Here is a 17,396-nt window from a genome sequence, read left to right as displayed (position 1 = left end):
GCTACGGGGTTCCGCCGTCGATCACCGCCGGCAGGAACGCCGACGGCAGCCGGGCGTCGCTCCCGAGTGGGGCGTACCCGTTGGCCTGCCCCTTGTTGGCCTGCTGCTCGAGCCCGGCGACCGAGGGCTGGGGCAGCGGTACCCAGTTGGCGTCGACCGACGGGTCGGCGCCGCCGGCGAGCATGTAGGCGACGGCGTTGTCGGTCTGGACGACGAACTGCGCGTCGTCGTCGACCGGCAGCGCGAGGCGGGCTGCCTGGTTGGCGACCTTGTTGACGGCGGCGATGCGGAGCGATCCGAGCTGTGAGCTGGGGATGCGGCCGGAGCCGTCGAGGGTGGCGACGCCGTTGGCCTGGCCTCGGCTGGCGGCGAGCACGTAGCGGGTGTCGCCCTGTCCGGTGGTGATGGCGGCGTAGGACAGCGAGTTCCAGGGTGTGGTGCCGTCGCCGAGCTTGAACAGGCCGGTGTTGGATTCGACGCCGGCTTCTCCGACGAGCAGGACGGTGTTGGCGTTGCTCCACTCGGTGGCGGTTCCGTGGCGGAGCTGCAGCTTGGTGAGGGCGGCCATGGTCAGGCTCCTGTGGTGTTGGAGGGGCCGCCGAGGTCGATGACGGCGGGGAGGACGGATTCGCCTGCGGGTCCGGCTGGCCCGGTCTGTGGGACGAAGACGACGTCAGCCGGGCCGGGCGGGGCGATCGCGACGGACGGGCCGGGCGCGGCATCGAGGACGAGCTCGAACGCGCTGAGACCGAGGTCAGGCACGGATCACCGTCCGGCCGGTCGTGAGGATGAGGTCCAGGCCGGTGCCGTCGGTGTAGGTGATCCGGGCTGCCGGGGTGACACCAGCCGTGGCCAGCTGGTCGATGAGCGCGTTGACGACGGACTTGTCGACCTGCCACGAGAGGGTCGGGCCGCTGACCGTGGCCGGCCACGCTGCGACGTCGCCGATGTGCAGGATGATGACGGTCCCGGCCGGCCAGTCAGTGCCGTCGCCGCGGTGCCCGGCCTGCACCCAGTCACTGTCACGGACCAGGACCGGGTTGTACCCGGTGGCCGGATCGTGGCCGAGAGTGGGCACCGGTCAGGCTTCCTCGTCGGCCGCGGCGTGGTCCGGGACGCCGGGCGGCAGGCCCATCGGCGACGAGGTGGCGGCCTTGGCGCTGCTGAGGGTGTCGTCGGTGCCGTCGCTGTCCCAGCCGGGGGTGGGGGGCGGCAGCGTGCTCACGTCGACGTCGGAGCCGCGGACGAGGCCGTGGGCGTAGAGCCACTCGACGAGCGGGGTGTCCTTATAGATGCGCGCCTGCGCCCCCCAGGCCAACGCGAGGGTCGGCAGTGCGGCGCCGAGCGCGGTGCCGACGTCGAAACCGCTCCCCGCGGCGATCCACTCGGACCCGAAGGCGGCGCCGGCGGACAGCAGCACGGTGAGCATGCCGGTGACGAACGAGGGCCGCCGCGACAGCAGCGCCGAGACCGCCGGGATGACCAGCGACAGCAGGACGGGGATCTTGGCCGAGAGGGGGATGTCGGCGAACAGCTGCACCAGGCCGCCGTTGACGTCGACCTGCTCGGCGCCAAGGGTGTGGATCACGTGATAGGTCATCGGACACGCAGCTTCCAGCCGGCCTCGATGTAGTCGGGCCGTGCGACGAGGGACGGGTGTGCCTTGCGGTTGAGCTCGACCAGGCGCGGCCAGGTCGTCTTCCAGTTCTTGGCGATGCCGGCGAGCGTCTGCCCGGAGCGGACGGTGACCGTCTTCCGGGCGGGCTTGCGGGCCGGCGTGGGCGTGGGCTTCGGCTTCGCCGGTGTCTTCGGTGGCGGCGGGGCGGGCGCGGGCTTCTGGTCGTTGACCGTGACCCAGAGCAGCGTGACCGCGGCGATTGCGCGCTTCCGCTGGCCGAGGTAGTTGCCGCCGTACACGGAGGAGTAGTGGTTGCCGGCGCGGGGGTTGCCGTCGTAGATCGAGCCCTGCACCCGCTGCGCGACAGTCCAGCCGTTGACCGTCTGCCAATCGCCGGCCGGGTAGCGCCGCTCCATGGCGTTGAAGAACTTCCCGGCCGCGGTCTCCGGCGTCATGAGCGCCTTCGGCGTCCCCCACCCGTTCGGGGTGAACATGGTGCTCTGCGTCATCCCGTACCCGCAGCCGTCCGTGGTCCACTTGCAGCCGGTCTGCTGCTGGTAGGAACCGATCGAGGCGTGGTCGTGACCGAGCCCATCGTAGGTCCAGTCCAGCTTGTCGTGCGGGTACTTGATCGACTCGGGCACGTTGGCGTTGGCCAGCACTCGGGCGCCGGACTCGACGAGCATCGTCATGACGGCGATCTGTGCCGCTGTGCGGCCCGCCTTGCCGGTGCCGTAGCGGCGCTTCGCCTCGTGGATAGTGCCGCGAATGATCGTCCGCTGCCGCTTGGTCAGGGTAGGTGCCATGACAGCTCCGTTCAGGGGTGAGGGTCAGGTCGGTGGGAGCTGGCGGCGCAGCTCGATGAGTTGGCCGGCGAGGTTGCCGGCGCGCGTGCGGATCTCTTCGATTTCGGCCTCGAGGTGGTCGACGATCGTGCGGAGCTCGCGCACCTGCGCCTCGGCAGACTCGGCGCGGTCCTGCGCGGCCTTCAGCGCGCCCTCCATCACCAGCAGCGCCTGCTGTGCTCGGGCGAGGGAAGTGTCAATCTGACGTTCCGGCTCGCTTTCGACGAGCTCGCGGCGCTTCGCGCGGGCGTCGAAGACGCGGCGGACGGTCTCGAACAGCGCGCCGGTGATGCCCGTCGAGGCGATGGCGGTGATGATCGTCTCGGCGCTCACTCGGGGTTCCTGTCCTCGAGCTGGTGCGCCTCCCGCAGCAGCCGATTCGTGAGACGTAGAGCCTTGGTGATCTCTGCTGACCGTGATCGCGCGGCGGCGGCGATGGTGACGTAGATGGCCACCCACAGCAGCGCCCGGCGCCAGTCGGAGAAGACGAGCACGCCGCCGTAGATGAGGCACAGCGGCCACAGCAGATCCAGGCCGGCGCGCTCGGCGATCGGTTTCTGCACGACGACGCCGATGAGCGCGACCAGCGCGGCCACGCCGAGCAGCCCAACCGCGAGGGACTGCACGATCTTCGGCAGCACGACCTCGGCGAGTTGTCCGGGCGCGTAGCCGATCACGTACAGCACGGCCCGGACGAACGGGATGGTGAGGACGACCAGCTGCCAGCGGTGCTGCTGCAGCCACTGCCGCCGCGTCAGTGTGGTCACCACTGGGCCCGGATCCATGACTTCAGCGCGGCCTCGCGCGGTCCGTTGTCGAGGATGAGCGCCTGTGTGTGGCCGAGGTCGGCGACCTTGGACAGCCGGACGCCGACGCCGGCGGCCTGCAGCAGCGCGGCGTACTGGTCGGCCGTTGCGGGCGGGACGAGGGTGTCGGCGCCGCCCTGGGCGATGTAGACGGGTGCCTGGCCGGGGGTGATGCGAGTTTCGGGCTCGAACGCGGCCCAGGCGGTGTCGCAGGCCGTTCGGGCGAGGCCGGCGTCGTCGTGGTCGCAGCCGATGAAGTCGGTCTCGCGCTGCCGCAGGCTGGTGTCGGTGACCAGCTGCGGCCGGAGCACCCCGGAGACCGTGACGACGGACGAGACGCCGGGGGTGTGGGCGGCGTACATGGCGATGTGGCCGCCGGCGGAGAACCCCAGGACGGTCCCGTCGTTCGGGTCGAGCCGGTACTGCGCGGCGCGGGCCCGGACCCAGTCGACGATCGTGTTGACGTCCTGCGCCTGGTCAGCCCACGTCGTGCCGGCCGAGCGGCGGTACTCGATGTTGAAGGTCTGCCAGCCGTCGTCGTAGAAGTCGCTGACCGCCGGGTCCATGCTTGAGGGGTTGCCGTCGAGCCAGCCGCCGCCGTGGACGGTGATCAGCCAGGGGGCGCCGCTGCGGCAGTCGTTCCAGGTCGCGGTGACCCGCTGCTCCGAGCTGCCCGCCACGTAGGCCTGGGTGAGCCGCTGCTTGGTGTTCGTGCACGCGGCGACGGCCCGTGACGCGGGCACGGCGACGAGACTCGACAGCAGCAGGAGCGCGGCGGCCGAGGATGCCCGGAGCTTCATGTCGTGGCCGTGGCCGTGGCCGGGCTTGGGCGGCGCGGGGCGGGTGTCATGGGGTCCTCCCGGTGAGGCATCAGGCGAACCAGCCGCTCATGGCGGTGATCGCGTTGTCGCCGATGGTTTGGAGCGCGAAGACGTACTCAGTGCCGGAGGCGGGGGTCCAGAACCGCCAGGTGCCGTTCACGGGCTGGGCGGTGGCGACCCGCTCGCTGGTGGCGCCGCCGTTGCGGGAGCGCCAGACGACGACGGAGGTGACGTTGGGTTGCGTGCCCGTGGGGGTCGGTGTGGTCCAGGAGACGTCGATCGCGCCGGCGGCCGGGACGACGGTGGTGAGGCCGATCGCGACCGGCGGTGGCGTGTAGGACACCTGCACCCGGATCTGCGTCCACGCCGACCACAGGCCCTGGTCCCGAATGCGGAGCCGGATCCACTCGTACCGGTTGTTCACCGGGAACGGCACCGACTGCGACCGAGCGCCCGCGGAGACGACGACACCGGTGTCGTAGTAGACGGTGCTGGTGTCGATGCTGCCGGCGTTGTCGGCGACCCGCTGCAGCTGGAACGACGCCTGCGACGGGGTCGACCACACGATCGTGTACGGGTCAGACCCGACCGTGCCGCCGGAGACGGGGTCGGTGATCGTCGGCGCGTTGGGTGGGGTGGCGGCGGTGAAGAACCCAGAGGAAGACCACGGGCCGACGGCGCCGAGGGAGTCGTAGGTGCGGACCTGCCACTGCCACGACCCCGCGGCCAGGGTGCCTGCGGGCAGGTCGTGGTAGTTGTTCGGCGTGGTGCCGGTGTAGCTGGTCCAGGTGGTGCCGCCGTCGGTGGAGAACCGGATGTCGTACTTCGACTGGGAGTCGCCGGAGTCGGGGTCGGAGAACGTCCACGAGAACCGCTGCGTGATGGTCCGGTCGAGGGTGGTGTTGTTCGCCGGCGACGTCAGCGTCGGCGCGTTCGGGGCGACGTTGTAGGTGATGAGCGCTGATCCGGCGCCGACGGTGGTGTTGCCGCCGCGCAGGGTGGCGGAGTCCATGTCGCCGCGGAGGCCGCCGATGTAATTCGACCCGCCGCCGCCGCCGCCGGAGCCCATGTTGGCGGTCGCCGGTCCGCCACCGCCACCGCCGTAGTAGCCGCCGCCGCCGCCGGAGCCACCGCGGTAGTTCGAGCCTCCGGTGCCGGCCGAGATGCCGTTGCCGCCGACGCCGAGCGCGCCATTGCCGGCCGAGGTCGGCCCGGCGCCGCCGGCGGTTTGGGTGCCGCCTCCGCCGCCGATGCCGTTCGGGGCCGATGCGGAGCCGCCGTTGCCGCCGCTCTGGCCTGTGTCGGCGCCACCGGCCGCGCCGGCGCCTGCAGCCTGGCCGCCGGATCCTGACCGGCCGCCCGCGCCGCCGCCCGCGGCGACCGCGACACGGTTGGTCAGAGCGGTGCCGTTCTTGCGGATGTCGGTGGCGCCGCAGCCGCCGTAGCCTCCGATGCCGCCGGTGGCCGTGGCGTTACCGCCCGTCCCGCCGCCGTTCCAGCCGCCGGTGCCGCCGGTGCCGCCCGACGGCGCGCCGGCGACACCGCCGACGTAGAAGCGGAGCACGTCACCGGCGACCACGTCGAGGTAGCCGCGGACCCGGCCGCCGAGACCGTTGACGTCGGACGCGCCGAGCAGGTCGACGTAGATGGGGCTGACGATGCCGGTGGGGACGGTCCAGGTCTGGACCGCGCCGGTGTAGCTGTAGGTCGTGCTGGTCACCGGTCGCTCCACGCCTGGAAGTCGGCCAGTGCGATGCCTGTGACCTGGACGGAGAGGCGCCGGTCTGCGGTGAGCTGCACGGTCACGTCGCCTTCCTCTCCGGTCGCCGGGTCGACCAGGGTCGCGACGACGTGGGCGGTGCCGTCTGCCTCGACACGGCGGGTGGGGACGTTGAGCTGCCAGTCCGCGTCGCTGGCCTGCGCGGTGGCGGTCGATTCGGTCATCCGAGGTGGCCCTGCACGATGGGGACGAGACCGGAGCGGCGCACCTGGACGCTGACGACATCCCCGACGGTGGGGGTGTAGCTGGACAGCTTCAGCGCCGGGATCTGCACCGTGTCACCGAGCATGACGATCTTCAGCGGCGATACGGCGGCGACGGTGGCGGAGGCGAACGCGGCCATCAGACCGACTCCGCCGTGACCGCGATGAGGTCGTTGTCGAACGTCTCCGTCCACGAGGTGATCCGCACCTTGGCCTGCCCTCCCGGCATGTCGGCGTCGGTGAGCGACGCGATGGTGTGGTGGCCGAGCACGGCCAGGTAGGCGGGGTGCAGGGTGAGCTTGTAGGTGGTGACGGCCCGCTTGTCGGCGGCGACCGTGGACGCGGCCTGGGCGGCGAAGTCGGCGGCGGTGGCCGAGGTGAGGGAGGTGACGGTGGCGTAGACGAGGCCGTTGCGGGCGGACTGTGATGCGGGGCCGTCGTTGAGGTTGTCGACGACAATGACGCCGCCGTTGCCGGCAGTTGGGGTCTGTTCGGACCCGTCGGACGCGGGGGGCATGTTGGACCAGACGAAGATCCACCGGTTCGGTGCATGCCACGGGTCGGTGGTGACGGTGCGGTCGACCCCGATGGCGGAGTCCGGGCCGTTCGTGGCGCGCAGGTCGGCGGTGACGGCCCGGTTCGCCGGGTCGAAGTAGGGGCCGGAGCGGAGCTGACCCTGCTCGTCGCACCAGACCGCGGCGTAGTTGATCAGCGAGTGGAGGTCGTTGATGATCTGCCGCCACGTCGCGGAGTCCGATCCGCCGGCCGCGGCGCTGATGGCCGGGTCACCGGTCGGTGAGGTCTGCGCGTCGGTGGACGACGCCTCACCAGAGCCATTGGGCAGCATCGGCCACACCATCGGGCGGGGCATCATCGACGCGGTGGCGGCACCGTCGATGAGGAAGCCCGGCAGACCGGCGTCCTGGTAGGCGCGCTGCAGCACAGTGAGGACGGGGACGGGGTTGCCGCTGGTGTCGACGGCGTCGTAGGCGACGGAGTAACCGGGCACCCGGTCCAGCAGCGACGCGCGGTCCTGTCCGCTGACCGTCCATACTCGCTGCGCGACGTCGAACTGGTCGATCACGACCGTGCCGAGTTTCTGGTCTGGGGTGTCGAGGACGAACACGCCGCGGTCGACCCTCGCTGTCAGGCCGGTGACGCGGTCGGTGATGGTGCGGTAGACGCGGACCAGCGCGATCCCCCACGCCAGCTCGACGGCGAGGGTGATCGACAGGTCACGGTTGACGGTCTGGTCGCCCTGCCACTGCACGTCCCCGTCGGCGATCTGGATCTTGTCGCTGATGTCGGAGTTGACGGTGAGGTCGAAGTTGAGCAGCTCGGCGCCGACTCCGATCTCGGGGTCGGTGGCGTCCAGCAGGGTGCGCTGCTGCGCGGGGGTGAGTGTCGACCAGGCTGGGGCGGGAGTGACCGGGCTGGTCACGCCGACACCGCCTCAGTCCAGGTCGTCTCGGTGATCGTGATCTGCACCGAGTTGCTGTTGGGCAGCATCCGCGGGTCGACCGGCACCTCGGCGTAGAAGCCGTACCACTTCTCCCCACGGGGGCCGCGGAAGCAGACCCGGCGGCCTTGGTGGGCCTCGAGCCATGCTGCGGCGGCGTCGGTGACGAACCCGAGGGTGAGCTGCGCGGATCGTTGCCGGCCGGGGGTGGTGACCTGCCGGAACACGCCGCCGGCGTAGGCGGCAGAGCTGGTGGTGATCGCGGCGGCGCGGGAGTAGCCGTGCAGCTCGAACGGCATGGCGTCGGCGAGGTTGGAGGCGGCGTTGAGCCAGACGACGCCGCCGAGGGTGATGCTGGCCATCAGCCGCGCCGCCGGGCCACGCGGGCGATCTGGTCGCCCTGGGCCTTGCCGTTGCGGGTGACGGCGTCGACGGTTGCGGCGCCGACGGCCTGCCCGGTCCGCTCGGGAGCGACGGCAAGGTGCGCCTCGATGGAAGCGAGACGCCGCTCAATCGCGGAGGTGTCGAACAGGTCGCGCTGCTGGGGCCGGTTGATCACGTCGGTGTGCCGGGGCAGGTTCACGAGCAGTTCGTCGCGGTGGACCTTCGCCAGTCCGCCGGAGAAGTCGGTGACGCCGGCCGAGAAGGATGGGACGGTCAGCTTCGTGCCCTTGTTCAGCACCTTCCCGGCGGTCGCGCCCTTCAGCGAAGGGTTGTCCTTGATCAACTGGGCGAGGGTCTCCGGGTAGAGGCCAAGGATGCTGCCGACGGTGTACTTCTTCGTCAGCACGATCTTCTTCGTCTTCCGGGTGCCGGCAGCAGCGCCCGCGGTGCTTTCGGCCGACAGGGCGTCGCGGATCGTCTTCACGATCGGGTCCAGCGCCGCCTTCAGCGCCGGGAACTGCGACGTCATCCCGTTGATCAACTGCATGAGCGAGTTCTGGCCCTTGGCGTAGAAGACGCCGGCCAGCGCGTCGCCGCTCTTCGCCGCGACCGAGTTGATCTGCCCCATCGAGGCCTGCAGAGCGGCGATCCCGGCCGGGCCGGCCTGCAGCAGCGACTTCGCCATCGCGTCGCCCGCATCTGAACCCATCCCGAGAACCTGGGTGATCAGGTCCTGGTTCGCGCCGTTCTTCGCCAGGGCGGCGAGGTCGGCGGCGAACGTCTTCGTCTTGGCGAGGGTGGCGTCGAACTGGGCCTGCAGCTGCGCCGCCGTCGGGACGGCCGCCTTCTGCGCATCAGCCGACGAGCTGGCGGCCTCGGCCTCGGCCTGCTGTGCGGCGGTGAGCTTCGTCAGCGCGTCCGTCTGGGCTTGCTGCGCGGCGGTGAGGGCGGCGTAGTCGGCCGGGGTGCCGCCGGCGGTGGCGATGCGGGCCTGGATCGCGCGGAGGTTGGCTTGCGCGGTAGCGTAACCGGCCGCAGCGTCCTTCCGGGAGGTGGTGGCGTTGTAGGCGGCAGCCGCCGCCGTCGCCTTGTCCCACAGCGAGGACAGGTCCGACCCGGAGGTCATGCCCTCCTTCACCGCGTTCTTGAAGTCGCCGACGGACTGGGCGAGCGCGTCGGCCTGCTGCTGCAGCGCATCGACGAGCGACTTCGCGGCGTCGGCTGCGGCCTCGCTGGCGGCCTTCGCCGCGTCGCCGGCGGTGTTCCAGGCGTCCTTCGCCTTCGCGGCAGCGTCCTTGCCCCGCTGAGCGGCCTTCGACGCGGCGTCGGCCTCCTTACGGAGGTCCGCGAGCCGCTTCGCGTTCGCGCGGGAGCTCGAGGTCGCGGCGCGGGACAGCGCGTCGGCCCGGTCCCGGAGCCGCTTCACCTCAGCGTCGGATCCGCCGTGCCGCGACGCGCGGGTCGCCTCGGCCCGCGCCTTCGCCGCCTGCTCCCGCAGATCGGACGTCTTGCTCGCCGAGATCCGGGCGGCGTCCTTGACCTGGGCGGCGAGCCGGTCGGCGTTGCGTTGCAGCGTGTTCGCGTTGGTCTGGGCTCGCTGGTAGCGGGTCTGCGCGACGGACGCGGCCTCGGTCTTCGTGATGGCGGTGCCGCGGGTGGACGCCAGCACGGCACGCAGCGCCGCGGGCGTGGTCGGGGCCGGGCGGGTCGCGGCAACGATCGAGGCGTCGACGCTGCGGCGCGCCGACGCGAGGAACTGAGCCATCGTCGGGGCGGCGAGCGGCTTGAACGCCACCGTCACCCCGGACTTCACGCCGTTCCGGACGGCGGTAATTAGCCCGGACGTGAACGTGGTGCCGGAGAACAGCCGCGTCATGCTCGTGCCCAGGGGCATCTCAGCGCCGCGGCGCGTGCCCTTCGCGAAGCCGGGGACCGCGATACCGGCGGCCATCATGCCCGCAGCGATCTTCTTGGCCCGGCCGTGAGGGATGATGTCGACCGTCGAGCCGCGCTTGACCGCGAGCTCGGTTCCCTCCTCACCGACGGCGGTCACACCCTCCGGCAGACCACCACCGGCCGCGCGGGCGTAGACCTTGCCGCCGCCGCGGTTGTGAACCTCCTGGCTGCCAGCGCCCCGGTGCGTGACCGTGTTCGTCGTGATCGTGATCGACTTGTCCCGCAGCGCGTTCAGCCGCGCCTGCACCGCATTGATTGCCGGCGACGCCTGGTCCCGAGCGTTGATGTTGATGTTCCGTGGCTTCGCCGTCTGGCCCAGGATCACGTCGAGGTTGGCAAGCGTCGGTCGCGTGGCGTCGGTTGCCGTGAACTTCGTGTCCCGCTTGGTCGGGAGTCCGAGGATGCGGCGCAGAACGTCGCCGACCGCCGACTTGGCGACAGTCGGGTCCGCGAGCAGGCGCGTCGCCACAGACTTCGGGATGCGCGAGAATTGCGCGACATACCTCGCTACGTCGCCCGCCGCGAACTTGTACTGACCCATCTGCCGCTGCAGCGTGCCGATCTGCGACCGCCACTGGTCTTCGGTGATCTTCCCGGCCTTGAACTGGCTGGCGAGCGCGGCAGCGTGGTCGCGGATGTACTGGACGTTCATCCGGCCGGCAACTGTGGTCTCGTTCAGGGTGGTGCCGTAGAACTTCGTCTGCGTCGCGACGGTGCGGGTGGCCAGGTTGAGCTTGCCGGTGGCCGCCTGGAACAGGTCGGCTTGGCGTCCGGCACGTCCGAGGAGCACGCCTTCCTGCTTCAGCAGCGGGAGCAGCTTGGACAGGGCACGGGACTGCGCGTTGCCCATGAGGCCGTCGGGCGACGTCACGGCCTTGCTGAAGATCGCGTCCATGGCGGCGCGCAGCTTCTTGTTGGCACGGTTGCCGCCGGCAGCGGCGTTGACCACGAGCCCAGGGTCGATGCCGCCCTGCTGCGCCAGTTTGAGCGCACCCGCTTTCTGCAGGTCATTGGCGATGGCGAGCTTGGTGTTTCGTCCGATGGCGTCGCTGTCGGCGGAGATGGCGTCGCTGAGGTTCTGAACTGCCTGCCGCTGCTCGTCGATGCGCTGCTTGGCCCGCTGCGCAGCTGCGGCGGCCTTGTCGCCAGCGCTCTGGCCGGCGTCGCCGGCGGAGTTGAAGACGTCCCAGAGGCCCTTGACTGTGCCGGCGAGGGCACCGACCGCCGCGCCAACGCCCGTTCCGATGACGGGGACCACGGAGCCCACCGCAGCGCCAGCCAAGGCGCCACCGCCAGCGTCGAGACCAATGGAGGCGAGGTCGGTCCCTACGCTGCCCTTCTTGTTCGCCTTCTCGACCGAGTGACCGGCCGCGAGCAGGCCGATGCCCACGGCTGCCGTTCCGATTGCCGTCATGGCCCGCTGCATGCGTGTCGCGGTCATCTCGCCCCGGCCGGCCAGGATGTCGAATTGTCGGCTGACGAATCCAACGGCTCCGCTGACCTTGCCGCCGATGTAAGCCAGTGGCCCCATCGCTGCCAGGATTCCGACCGAGAAGCCGAGTATGCGCTTTTGAGCGGGATCGAGCTTATCGAGCCACTCGAAAGCGCCAGTGGCCTTGTCGGCCATGTTGCCGAGGAATGGGATCAGTCTTTCGCCGATCGCGACGGCGAGCAGCTTCGCCTTGTTCCCGGCGTCGCTCAGTTTGTAGGCCAGCGTCTCCTGCGTGTCGCTGAAGCCGTGGGTGTTCTTGCCGGCGTGCTCTGCCGCCTGGGCGACCTCGGCGACGTTCTTGGCGTTGTCCTTGGCGTACTTGCCGGCCGACTGCATGGTGACCGCGGCGCCGGTCATGCCCCCGAGCATCTTCTGGTACTGCTGGACGCTGGTGCTGAGGGTGCCCTTGCCGGAGCGCAACTGGTTGGAGAAGCCAAGCGCGTTCTTCGTCAAGGCGAGGAACTGCAGGGCTGAGGCGCCCTGCACGCCGCCGAGAGACTTGGCGAAGGACGTGTAGTCCTTGATGCCGACCTTGCCGGACCGCAACCCTTCCGATTGGGTCTTCAGCGCGCCGCTCATCGAGCCGAGCATGACGTCGAGAGAGTGCGTGGCGAGAGACGCGGCCTTGTGGACGTCGACGACGACCATGCCGTTCTTGGTGTGGTCTGCGAGAGCCTTGTCGACGATCGCCAACGTGCCGGTGAGGCCGCGCTTGCCGAGGTTCTTCGCGAGGTCGACGGTGTTGATACCGAGCTGCTGCATCGCGGCGCTGGCGACGTTGTTCTGGCCGGCCAGGTTGAACATCAGGTTGCGCATGTTCTGCGTCGCGCGCTCAGCTGAGACGCCGTGCTGAGTCATCGTGGCGAGGGTTCCGCCGACCTCGGCGAAGCTGATCCCGAGTGCAGCCGCGATCGGGGTGACGTTGGACAGCGACCGCGAGAAGTCAGCGAAGTTGGTCTTGGCGAGCCCTGAGGCACGGACGAGCTGGTTCTGCACGCTGACCGCGTCGGACGCCTTCGAGTGGTAGTCCGTCATCACCGTCGTCAGCGCGTCGGTGGCCTCGGCCATCGGAACCATCTCGGCTCGCGCGCCCTCGGCGGACGCCTTCAAGATCATCATTTGATCGGCGACGCCCCAGCCGCGAGACTTCGCGGCCTTCGCGATGACGTACTCACCCTCGGCCAGCTTCTCGATGTCCGTGGCTGTTGCGCGCGAGATGGCCTTGATTCCGTCGGCGATGCCCTTCAGGTCCGCGACGGGGGTCCCGGCTGCCGTATGCAGCAGCATCATCTGCCGCTGGAAGTCGATGGCCTGCTTCGCGCCGTAGGCTGCGAAAGCCACAATCGGGAGCGTGATGGCGCGGTTCATCTTCTTCCCGGCAGCCATCATCGACGTCGCCGACAGGGCCTGCGCCTCAGCCATCTTCTTCGACGTGCCGAGCGCGCGGGCCTGAGCGGACGCTAGACGGGCCGTCGCGGCTGCCTGCTTCTCCGCGGCGGAGCCCGCCTCTGCTGACGCGCCGGCGAGCCGCTGATCCGCTGCGGCGGCCTGTAGCGACAGGATCCGGTGCCGGGTCGACGCCTTCGCGGTGCGGCCCATGACCGCGGCGACCTCGGCCGTCGCCGTCGCGCGCCGCTGCGCAGCCGCAGCAGCCTTCTCCTCCGCCGCGGCAGTCCGTGTGGCCGACGTCCCGAGCTCGACGGACGCCTTCGTCGCCCGCCCCATCCCGGCAGCGGCCGTGGTGCCGGTCTTCCCTGCTGCGGCGAGGGCACCGTCGAGCTCGGCCGTCCCCGCCGCGGCCTTCGTGCCGGACGCGCCGATCTCGCTCATCTGCCGGGTGACGCGGACGTACACCCGCTGGAACTGCACGTCCTCGAGGACGACCCTGCCGACGACGGCACCAAGGTCCAGGCTCACGGCAGGGTCACCTCCTCGAAGACGTCGCGGATGGGGGTTAGGCGGTGTCGAACAGCGCCCGCTGCAGCCGAGTGGCGTACAGCGGACGCTGCCGGTAGTGCGTGCCGTCGGGGTCGTTGACGCGGAGGTAACCCAGCGGCGGACGGGTCAACAGCCCGGCGATGCGGACCTCACCCCACCGCCACGTGCGGTGGTGCTTGATCCGCGGATCACCGACGTCGATCCCGAGGTCTTGCAGGTCCTGCTCGATCTCGTTCCAGTGGTCGAGCAGGTCGGCCCAGGTCAGACCGCCTTCGCCGCCTTCTTGGCCGGCGCCTTGCGGGCCGCGGAGGTCCCGGATGTGCGGGTAGAACCCGTCCCGGTTCGGGGCGCCCTTGTGGCCGAAGACGTTCGGCTCGATTTCGACCCAGCCTTCGGCGAGGAGCCGCGCCCGCTCGCTCGCCGCGCCGCCCGGTTCGGCTGGGCCTGGGATTCCCCCGCTGCCTCCACGCTGGCGGCCGCCGCGGCGGCGAGCGCGTCGTCGATGGTCTGCGCCGAGCCCCAGTGCCGCAGCAGCAGCCCGAAGATCTCCTGCACGTGCCCCCACGACACCTCGTCGGCGCGGAGCTGGTCGAACGTGCCGCCCATGACCCGCTTGTAGACGTCGACCTCTTCGTTGTCGTCGAGGACGAGCTTGCCGAGGTCGTCGGCCAGCGACTCGGACTCGGCGATGACCGCCTCGTCGCCGAGCTGGGTGGCGAGCGCGGCGCGGCGGCCGAAGACCAGCAGGTTCTTCAACCAGAGCCCGACCTCGAACGACGGCGACGCGAACGTGTACCCCCTGCCGTCGGGGTGCTTCTTGCTCGGCACGTCCTCGAGGGTGATCGAGTCATCCTCGAGGTACGCGCCGAGCGAGTAGGTGGCCCCCACGATCAGGCGAAGGTCACGTTGAACGCGGCGGAGGTGCCGGCGCCGTTGGTGACGGTGACCGGGACGGTGCCCCCGCTCTTGGCGGGGGCGACGCCGGTGATCTCGTTGTCCGACCACACGTCGAACGACGTGGCCGCGGTGCCGCCGAACGCGACCGCACTCGCGCCGGTGAAGCCGTTGCCGAGCATCCGGAACCGGGTGCCGCCAGCGACCGCGAACGTCGACGCGCCGCCGGTCGGGGTGATGGAGGCGATGTTCGGGGCGACCGCGGTCAGCGGGTACGGGTGGGTGATCTTGTTGAGCTTGCCCTGGCCGGTGAAGGTCAGGGTGACGTCACGGTTCGCGGTGGGGTCGCCCAGGTTCAGCTTCAGCGTGAACAGCGCCTGACCCTGACGGGCGTACTTCCGCACCGACTGCGCGGACGGGTTGAACTCGTAGAAGCGGATGTCGACGAGGCCGTCGTAGCCGAGCAGGCCCTCCCGGTCGAGGCAGTACTGCAGGGCCGGGTCGAGGCTGGTCGCGTCGGAGGTGAGGGACGCGTAGGCGACGGTGGCGGTGACGTTCCAGCCGGTGCCGGTCTTGTTCGAGCGGGCGTACCCGCCGTCGCTGTACCGGTTCTCGGCCTCCATGTTCGCGTCGTCGGTGGTGGGGTCGACGTTCTTGAGGCCGGCGAACGGCACGTAGAGGCCGTTGATCTTGACGTCGAGGCCGAAGTTGCGGGCGACCTCGGACGGGTTGAGCGTGTTGACGATGGGGGCGGTCATGATCTCTCCTTCGTGGGTGTTGCGGGCGCCCGCTGCGGGCATGGCGGTGGCCCGCGGCACCGGACGGTGAGCGGGTGGTCTACGGGGTGGGGATCAGTAAGGGCGGGCGCGGTGCTCGCCGACGGCGAAGACGTAGTTGTCGGTGACCTCGACGCGGTCGTTGGCGTCAGAGCCGAGGTTCGCGGAGCCGGCGTGCTCGCAGACCCGGATCGGGTAGCCGTTCGGCAGAACCGTCGGCCAGCGGCCGAGGAGGACGCCGCGGATGGCGTCGCGGACGTCCCAGGCGGTGCGGGGGTCGCGGGTGCCGCGAATCCAGAACTGCAGCGCGTACTGGGAGTCGGCGAGCGTCGAGTCGGCAGTGAGCTGCCGCGGCGACAGAGTGACGATCTCGTCGGGGCTGGCCGGCCGGATCGCGAGGTACAGGCCCCGCTGCCCGGACGTGTAGGAGGCGTCCGGGGACCAGGCGAAGGGGCGGCCGTTCACCGTCGGGGCGAGCGCGACGATCTGCTCAGCGACACCCTCAGCGAACGCGCGGAGCCCGTCCGGGACGGTCACGGTCAGAACTTCAACGTCCGGGAGACCGCGGCAATGATGGCCGGCCCCTCGGTGCGCATCGGGTCGGATAGGAAGTGCGCCTGCCCGCCGTTGGGGTGGTTCAAGTGCTCGTCCTCGTGCTGCCGGACGCCGTAGGGGTAGCCGTCCTTCGCGACCGCGTCGTAGACGACGGCGGCGCCGATCCCGGCGTGCGGGTCGACGTGACCGGACTCGGCAAGCTCGCCGGTGTCGCGCGGGACGAGCGGCAGGGAGGCCTGCAGCAGCATCTCGGCGCCGGCGATCTCGGCGAGCTTGACCCGCTCGGCCATGACCGCGGCACCGTTGATCTTCGGCGGCCGGTACGAGAACTGGACAGCCATCACAGCACTCCGATCACCTGATGCGCCGGGAGCGGAAGCCCACCAGCGTCGCCGACCTCGGTCGACACGACCTTCACCTCTCGGCCCCCGAACACGTCCGGGAGCGTCACCCGCGACTCCACCGGCACATACGCGACGTCGATCCCGAACGCGAACCGACCCGCCGCGATCACCTCGCCGCCGGAATACTCGGTCCGGTCGGAGTAGAACCCCCGCACCGTCTCCGGCTCGCCGTAACTGTCGCTGTACCCGCCCGCGCCGAGATGCCGGCGGACCTGCACCTCATGCACGAACCAGACCTCGTCGAGGCTGGTCACAGCGTCGGCCACGACGGCATCGGCGGCCACCGGTACGCGTCCGGCGAGTCCAACCCCCACGACGGGAGGCAACCCGTCGTGTCGAACAGCGGCACCGACACCACAAGCAGACCGGCGACCTGCAAGATCGCGCGGGCCTCGTCGGCGAGATCCTTCGCCGCCGCCGCCCGAGCATCGACCAGCGCCTTCGTGTCGTACTCCATCTGCCCGGTCAGCAGCTCGGTCCGCTTCAGAGGCGCCTGCTCACCAGCGACGCCACCGGTAGGGTCGATGCCCGACACCACCCAGGCGGCGACCTGCGCGCAGGTGGCATCCCGCAGCCCCGCGGCCTCGGCCCCGGTCGGTGCAGTGTCCGTGTAGGGGTTGCGGCCGGCGGCGAGCGCGACCAACACAGTGGCCGACCGCAGCAGGCCCTCCACATTGTCCGGAGACCGGTCGAGCCAGTTCCCGCCGACCAGATCTTCAGCGGTCGCGTAGATGATCATGATGTCCTCCGGTGAGTCGGGAGCGGGACGCGCACGGGGGCTGCAGCGCCCCGCTCCCGAGTCTCAGCGGCGAGCGTCCGGCCGGACGGTGTCGGGCTCGTCAGCCGGAACGGTGTCGGCCGGGGGCGTGTCGATGCCAGCGACCATGGCGGCGAGATCCGCGGTCGCGGACTGCGCCTGGTCGCCAGCGCCCGCCTCGTCGGCGAGCGCGGCGGTGGCCCGCTCCAGCGCGATCAGCGCCGGCGACTCCACCGCTGCACCCTCGCCCCGGTAGTACTCGGCCAGCCCGACGTCGCCGTCCTCGAACTCCACCACCCGACCATCCGGGTACCTGGCGGTCGCCATCACGCAGCCCCGTAGGCCGCGATCAGGTCGTCCTTGGTCGACGCCTCGGCCTCGTCACGGGTCGCGCCCTTCGACACGGCGTAGTCGACCCAGGTGGCCTTGTCCGCCGACTTCGGCGGGATCGGGCCATCCGGACCGTCCACGTCGTCGAGCTCGTCGGCGTCCGGAGCGGTCAGCACCTGCTTCCCATCCCCGGTGACGACCGGCTCGAGACCGCCGACCGGCTCGCCCTCGACAACGAAGCCGTTGGCGATGAGATGGTTGAGCTGCTCCGGATCCACGTCGTCGGGCAGGACGGCGCCGCGGTGCATGAGCTGCGCGAGGCTGCCCTTGAGGTTGACCAGCGCAGCCTGCGCCACGATCACGTAGGACTTGGCCATG

General features: G+C 70.6%; 22 protein-coding genes. All 22 read right to left on the bottom strand.

Annotated elements, in window-relative coordinates; translation table 11 throughout:
* Position 1: 1 nt before the first annotated feature.
* Positions 2-568 (bottom strand): hyaluronate lyase N-terminal domain-containing protein, encoded by a 567-nt coding sequence (locus AC0NZQ_RS09920; RefSeq protein WP_474529658.1) that lies wholly within the window; start codon positions 566-568, stop codon positions 2-4.
* A 2-nt stretch (positions 569-570) separates the two neighbouring features.
* Entirely contained in the window at positions 571-762 is a 192-nt protein-coding gene (locus tag AC0NZQ_RS09915; RefSeq protein ID WP_474529657.1) for a hypothetical protein, read from the bottom strand.
* Positions 755-1,078 (bottom strand): LtfC-like domain-containing protein, encoded by a 324-nt coding sequence (locus AC0NZQ_RS09910; protein ID WP_474529656.1) that lies wholly within the window; start codon positions 1,076-1,078, stop codon positions 755-757. Before AC0NZQ_RS09910 ends, AC0NZQ_RS09915 begins: the two co-directional genes overlap by 8 nt.
* 3 nt (positions 1,079-1,081) lie before the next feature.
* Positions 1,082-1,600 (bottom strand): hypothetical protein, encoded by a 519-nt coding sequence (locus AC0NZQ_RS09905; protein ID WP_474529655.1) that lies wholly within the window; start codon positions 1,598-1,600, stop codon positions 1,082-1,084.
* Positions 1,597-2,424: a LysM peptidoglycan-binding domain-containing protein gene (locus AC0NZQ_RS09900; RefSeq protein WP_474529654.1), complete on the bottom strand. Its 828-nt coding sequence runs from the start codon at positions 2,422-2,424 to the stop codon at positions 1,597-1,599. The genes AC0NZQ_RS09905 and AC0NZQ_RS09900 overlap by 4 nt, the downstream gene beginning before the upstream one ends.
* 24 nt (positions 2,425-2,448) lie before the next feature.
* Positions 2,449-2,796 (bottom strand): hypothetical protein, encoded by a 348-nt coding sequence (locus tag AC0NZQ_RS09895; RefSeq protein WP_474529653.1) that lies wholly within the window; start codon positions 2,794-2,796, stop codon positions 2,449-2,451.
* Positions 2,793-3,230: a hypothetical protein gene (locus tag AC0NZQ_RS09890; protein WP_474529652.1), complete on the bottom strand. Its 438-nt coding sequence runs from the start codon at positions 3,228-3,230 to the stop codon at positions 2,793-2,795. The genes AC0NZQ_RS09895 and AC0NZQ_RS09890 overlap by 4 nt, the downstream gene beginning before the upstream one ends.
* Positions 3,227-4,069, bottom strand: a complete 843-nt coding sequence (locus tag AC0NZQ_RS09885; protein ID WP_474529651.1) for an alpha/beta hydrolase — start codon at positions 4,067-4,069, stop codon at positions 3,227-3,229. The genes AC0NZQ_RS09890 and AC0NZQ_RS09885 overlap by 4 nt, the downstream gene beginning before the upstream one ends.
* Before the next feature lie 70 nt (positions 4,070-4,139).
* Entirely contained in the window at positions 4,140-5,810 is a 1,671-nt protein-coding gene (locus AC0NZQ_RS09880) for a glycoside hydrolase family 78 protein (RefSeq protein WP_474529650.1), read from the bottom strand.
* Entirely contained in the window at positions 5,807-6,034 is a 228-nt protein-coding gene (locus tag AC0NZQ_RS09875; RefSeq protein WP_474529649.1) for a hypothetical protein, read from the bottom strand. Before AC0NZQ_RS09875 ends, AC0NZQ_RS09880 begins: the two co-directional genes overlap by 4 nt.
* Positions 6,031-6,213, bottom strand: a complete 183-nt coding sequence (locus AC0NZQ_RS09870; protein ID WP_474529648.1) for a hypothetical protein — start codon at positions 6,211-6,213, stop codon at positions 6,031-6,033. The genes AC0NZQ_RS09875 and AC0NZQ_RS09870 overlap by 4 nt, the downstream gene beginning before the upstream one ends.
* On the bottom strand, positions 6,213-7,514 hold the full coding sequence (locus tag AC0NZQ_RS09865; protein WP_474529647.1) for a hypothetical protein: 1,302 nt from the start codon (positions 7,512-7,514) through the stop codon (positions 6,213-6,215). The genes AC0NZQ_RS09870 and AC0NZQ_RS09865 overlap by 1 nt, the downstream gene beginning before the upstream one ends.
* Entirely contained in the window at positions 7,511-7,894 is a 384-nt protein-coding gene (locus tag AC0NZQ_RS09860) for a hypothetical protein (RefSeq protein WP_474529646.1), read from the bottom strand. Before AC0NZQ_RS09860 ends, AC0NZQ_RS09865 begins: the two co-directional genes overlap by 4 nt.
* Entirely contained in the window at positions 7,894-13,281 is a 5,388-nt protein-coding gene (locus tag AC0NZQ_RS09855; RefSeq protein ID WP_474529645.1) for a phage tail tape measure protein, read from the bottom strand. The genes AC0NZQ_RS09860 and AC0NZQ_RS09855 overlap by 1 nt, the downstream gene beginning before the upstream one ends.
* 282 nt (positions 13,282-13,563) lie before the next feature.
* Positions 13,564-14,190, bottom strand: coding sequence for a DUF7426 family protein (locus tag AC0NZQ_RS09850; RefSeq protein WP_474529644.1), 627 nt, complete (start codon positions 14,188-14,190; stop codon positions 13,564-13,566).
* Between the two features lie 2 nt (positions 14,191-14,192).
* Entirely contained in the window at positions 14,193-14,954 is a 762-nt protein-coding gene (locus tag AC0NZQ_RS09845) for a phage tail tube protein (protein WP_474529643.1), read from the bottom strand.
* Between the two features lie 93 nt (positions 14,955-15,047).
* Entirely contained in the window at positions 15,048-15,509 is a 462-nt protein-coding gene (locus AC0NZQ_RS09840; protein WP_474529642.1) for a phage tail terminator protein, read from the bottom strand.
* Between the two features lie 2 nt (positions 15,510-15,511).
* Entirely contained in the window at positions 15,512-15,868 is a 357-nt protein-coding gene (locus AC0NZQ_RS09835; RefSeq protein ID WP_474529641.1) for a hypothetical protein, read from the bottom strand.
* Positions 15,868-16,215: a hypothetical protein gene (locus tag AC0NZQ_RS09830; protein ID WP_474529640.1), complete on the bottom strand. Its 348-nt coding sequence runs from the start codon at positions 16,213-16,215 to the stop codon at positions 15,868-15,870. The genes AC0NZQ_RS09835 and AC0NZQ_RS09830 overlap by 1 nt, the downstream gene beginning before the upstream one ends.
* Positions 16,182-16,670: a hypothetical protein gene (locus AC0NZQ_RS09825; RefSeq protein WP_474529639.1), complete on the bottom strand. Its 489-nt coding sequence runs from the start codon at positions 16,668-16,670 to the stop codon at positions 16,182-16,184. Before AC0NZQ_RS09825 ends, AC0NZQ_RS09830 begins: the two co-directional genes overlap by 34 nt.
* A gap of 63 nt (positions 16,671-16,733) precedes the next feature.
* Entirely contained in the window at positions 16,734-17,015 is a 282-nt protein-coding gene (locus AC0NZQ_RS09820; RefSeq protein ID WP_474529638.1) for a hypothetical protein, read from the bottom strand.
* Positions 17,015-17,395 (bottom strand): hypothetical protein, encoded by a 381-nt coding sequence (locus AC0NZQ_RS09815; protein ID WP_474529637.1) that lies wholly within the window; start codon positions 17,393-17,395, stop codon positions 17,015-17,017. Before AC0NZQ_RS09815 ends, AC0NZQ_RS09820 begins: the two co-directional genes overlap by 1 nt.
* Position 17,396: the final 1 nt, after the last annotated feature.

The sequence above is a fragment of the Jatrophihabitans sp. sgz311053 genome (genome assembly GCF_056135305.1).
This window is presented reverse-complemented; position numbering and strand designations above follow the sequence as displayed.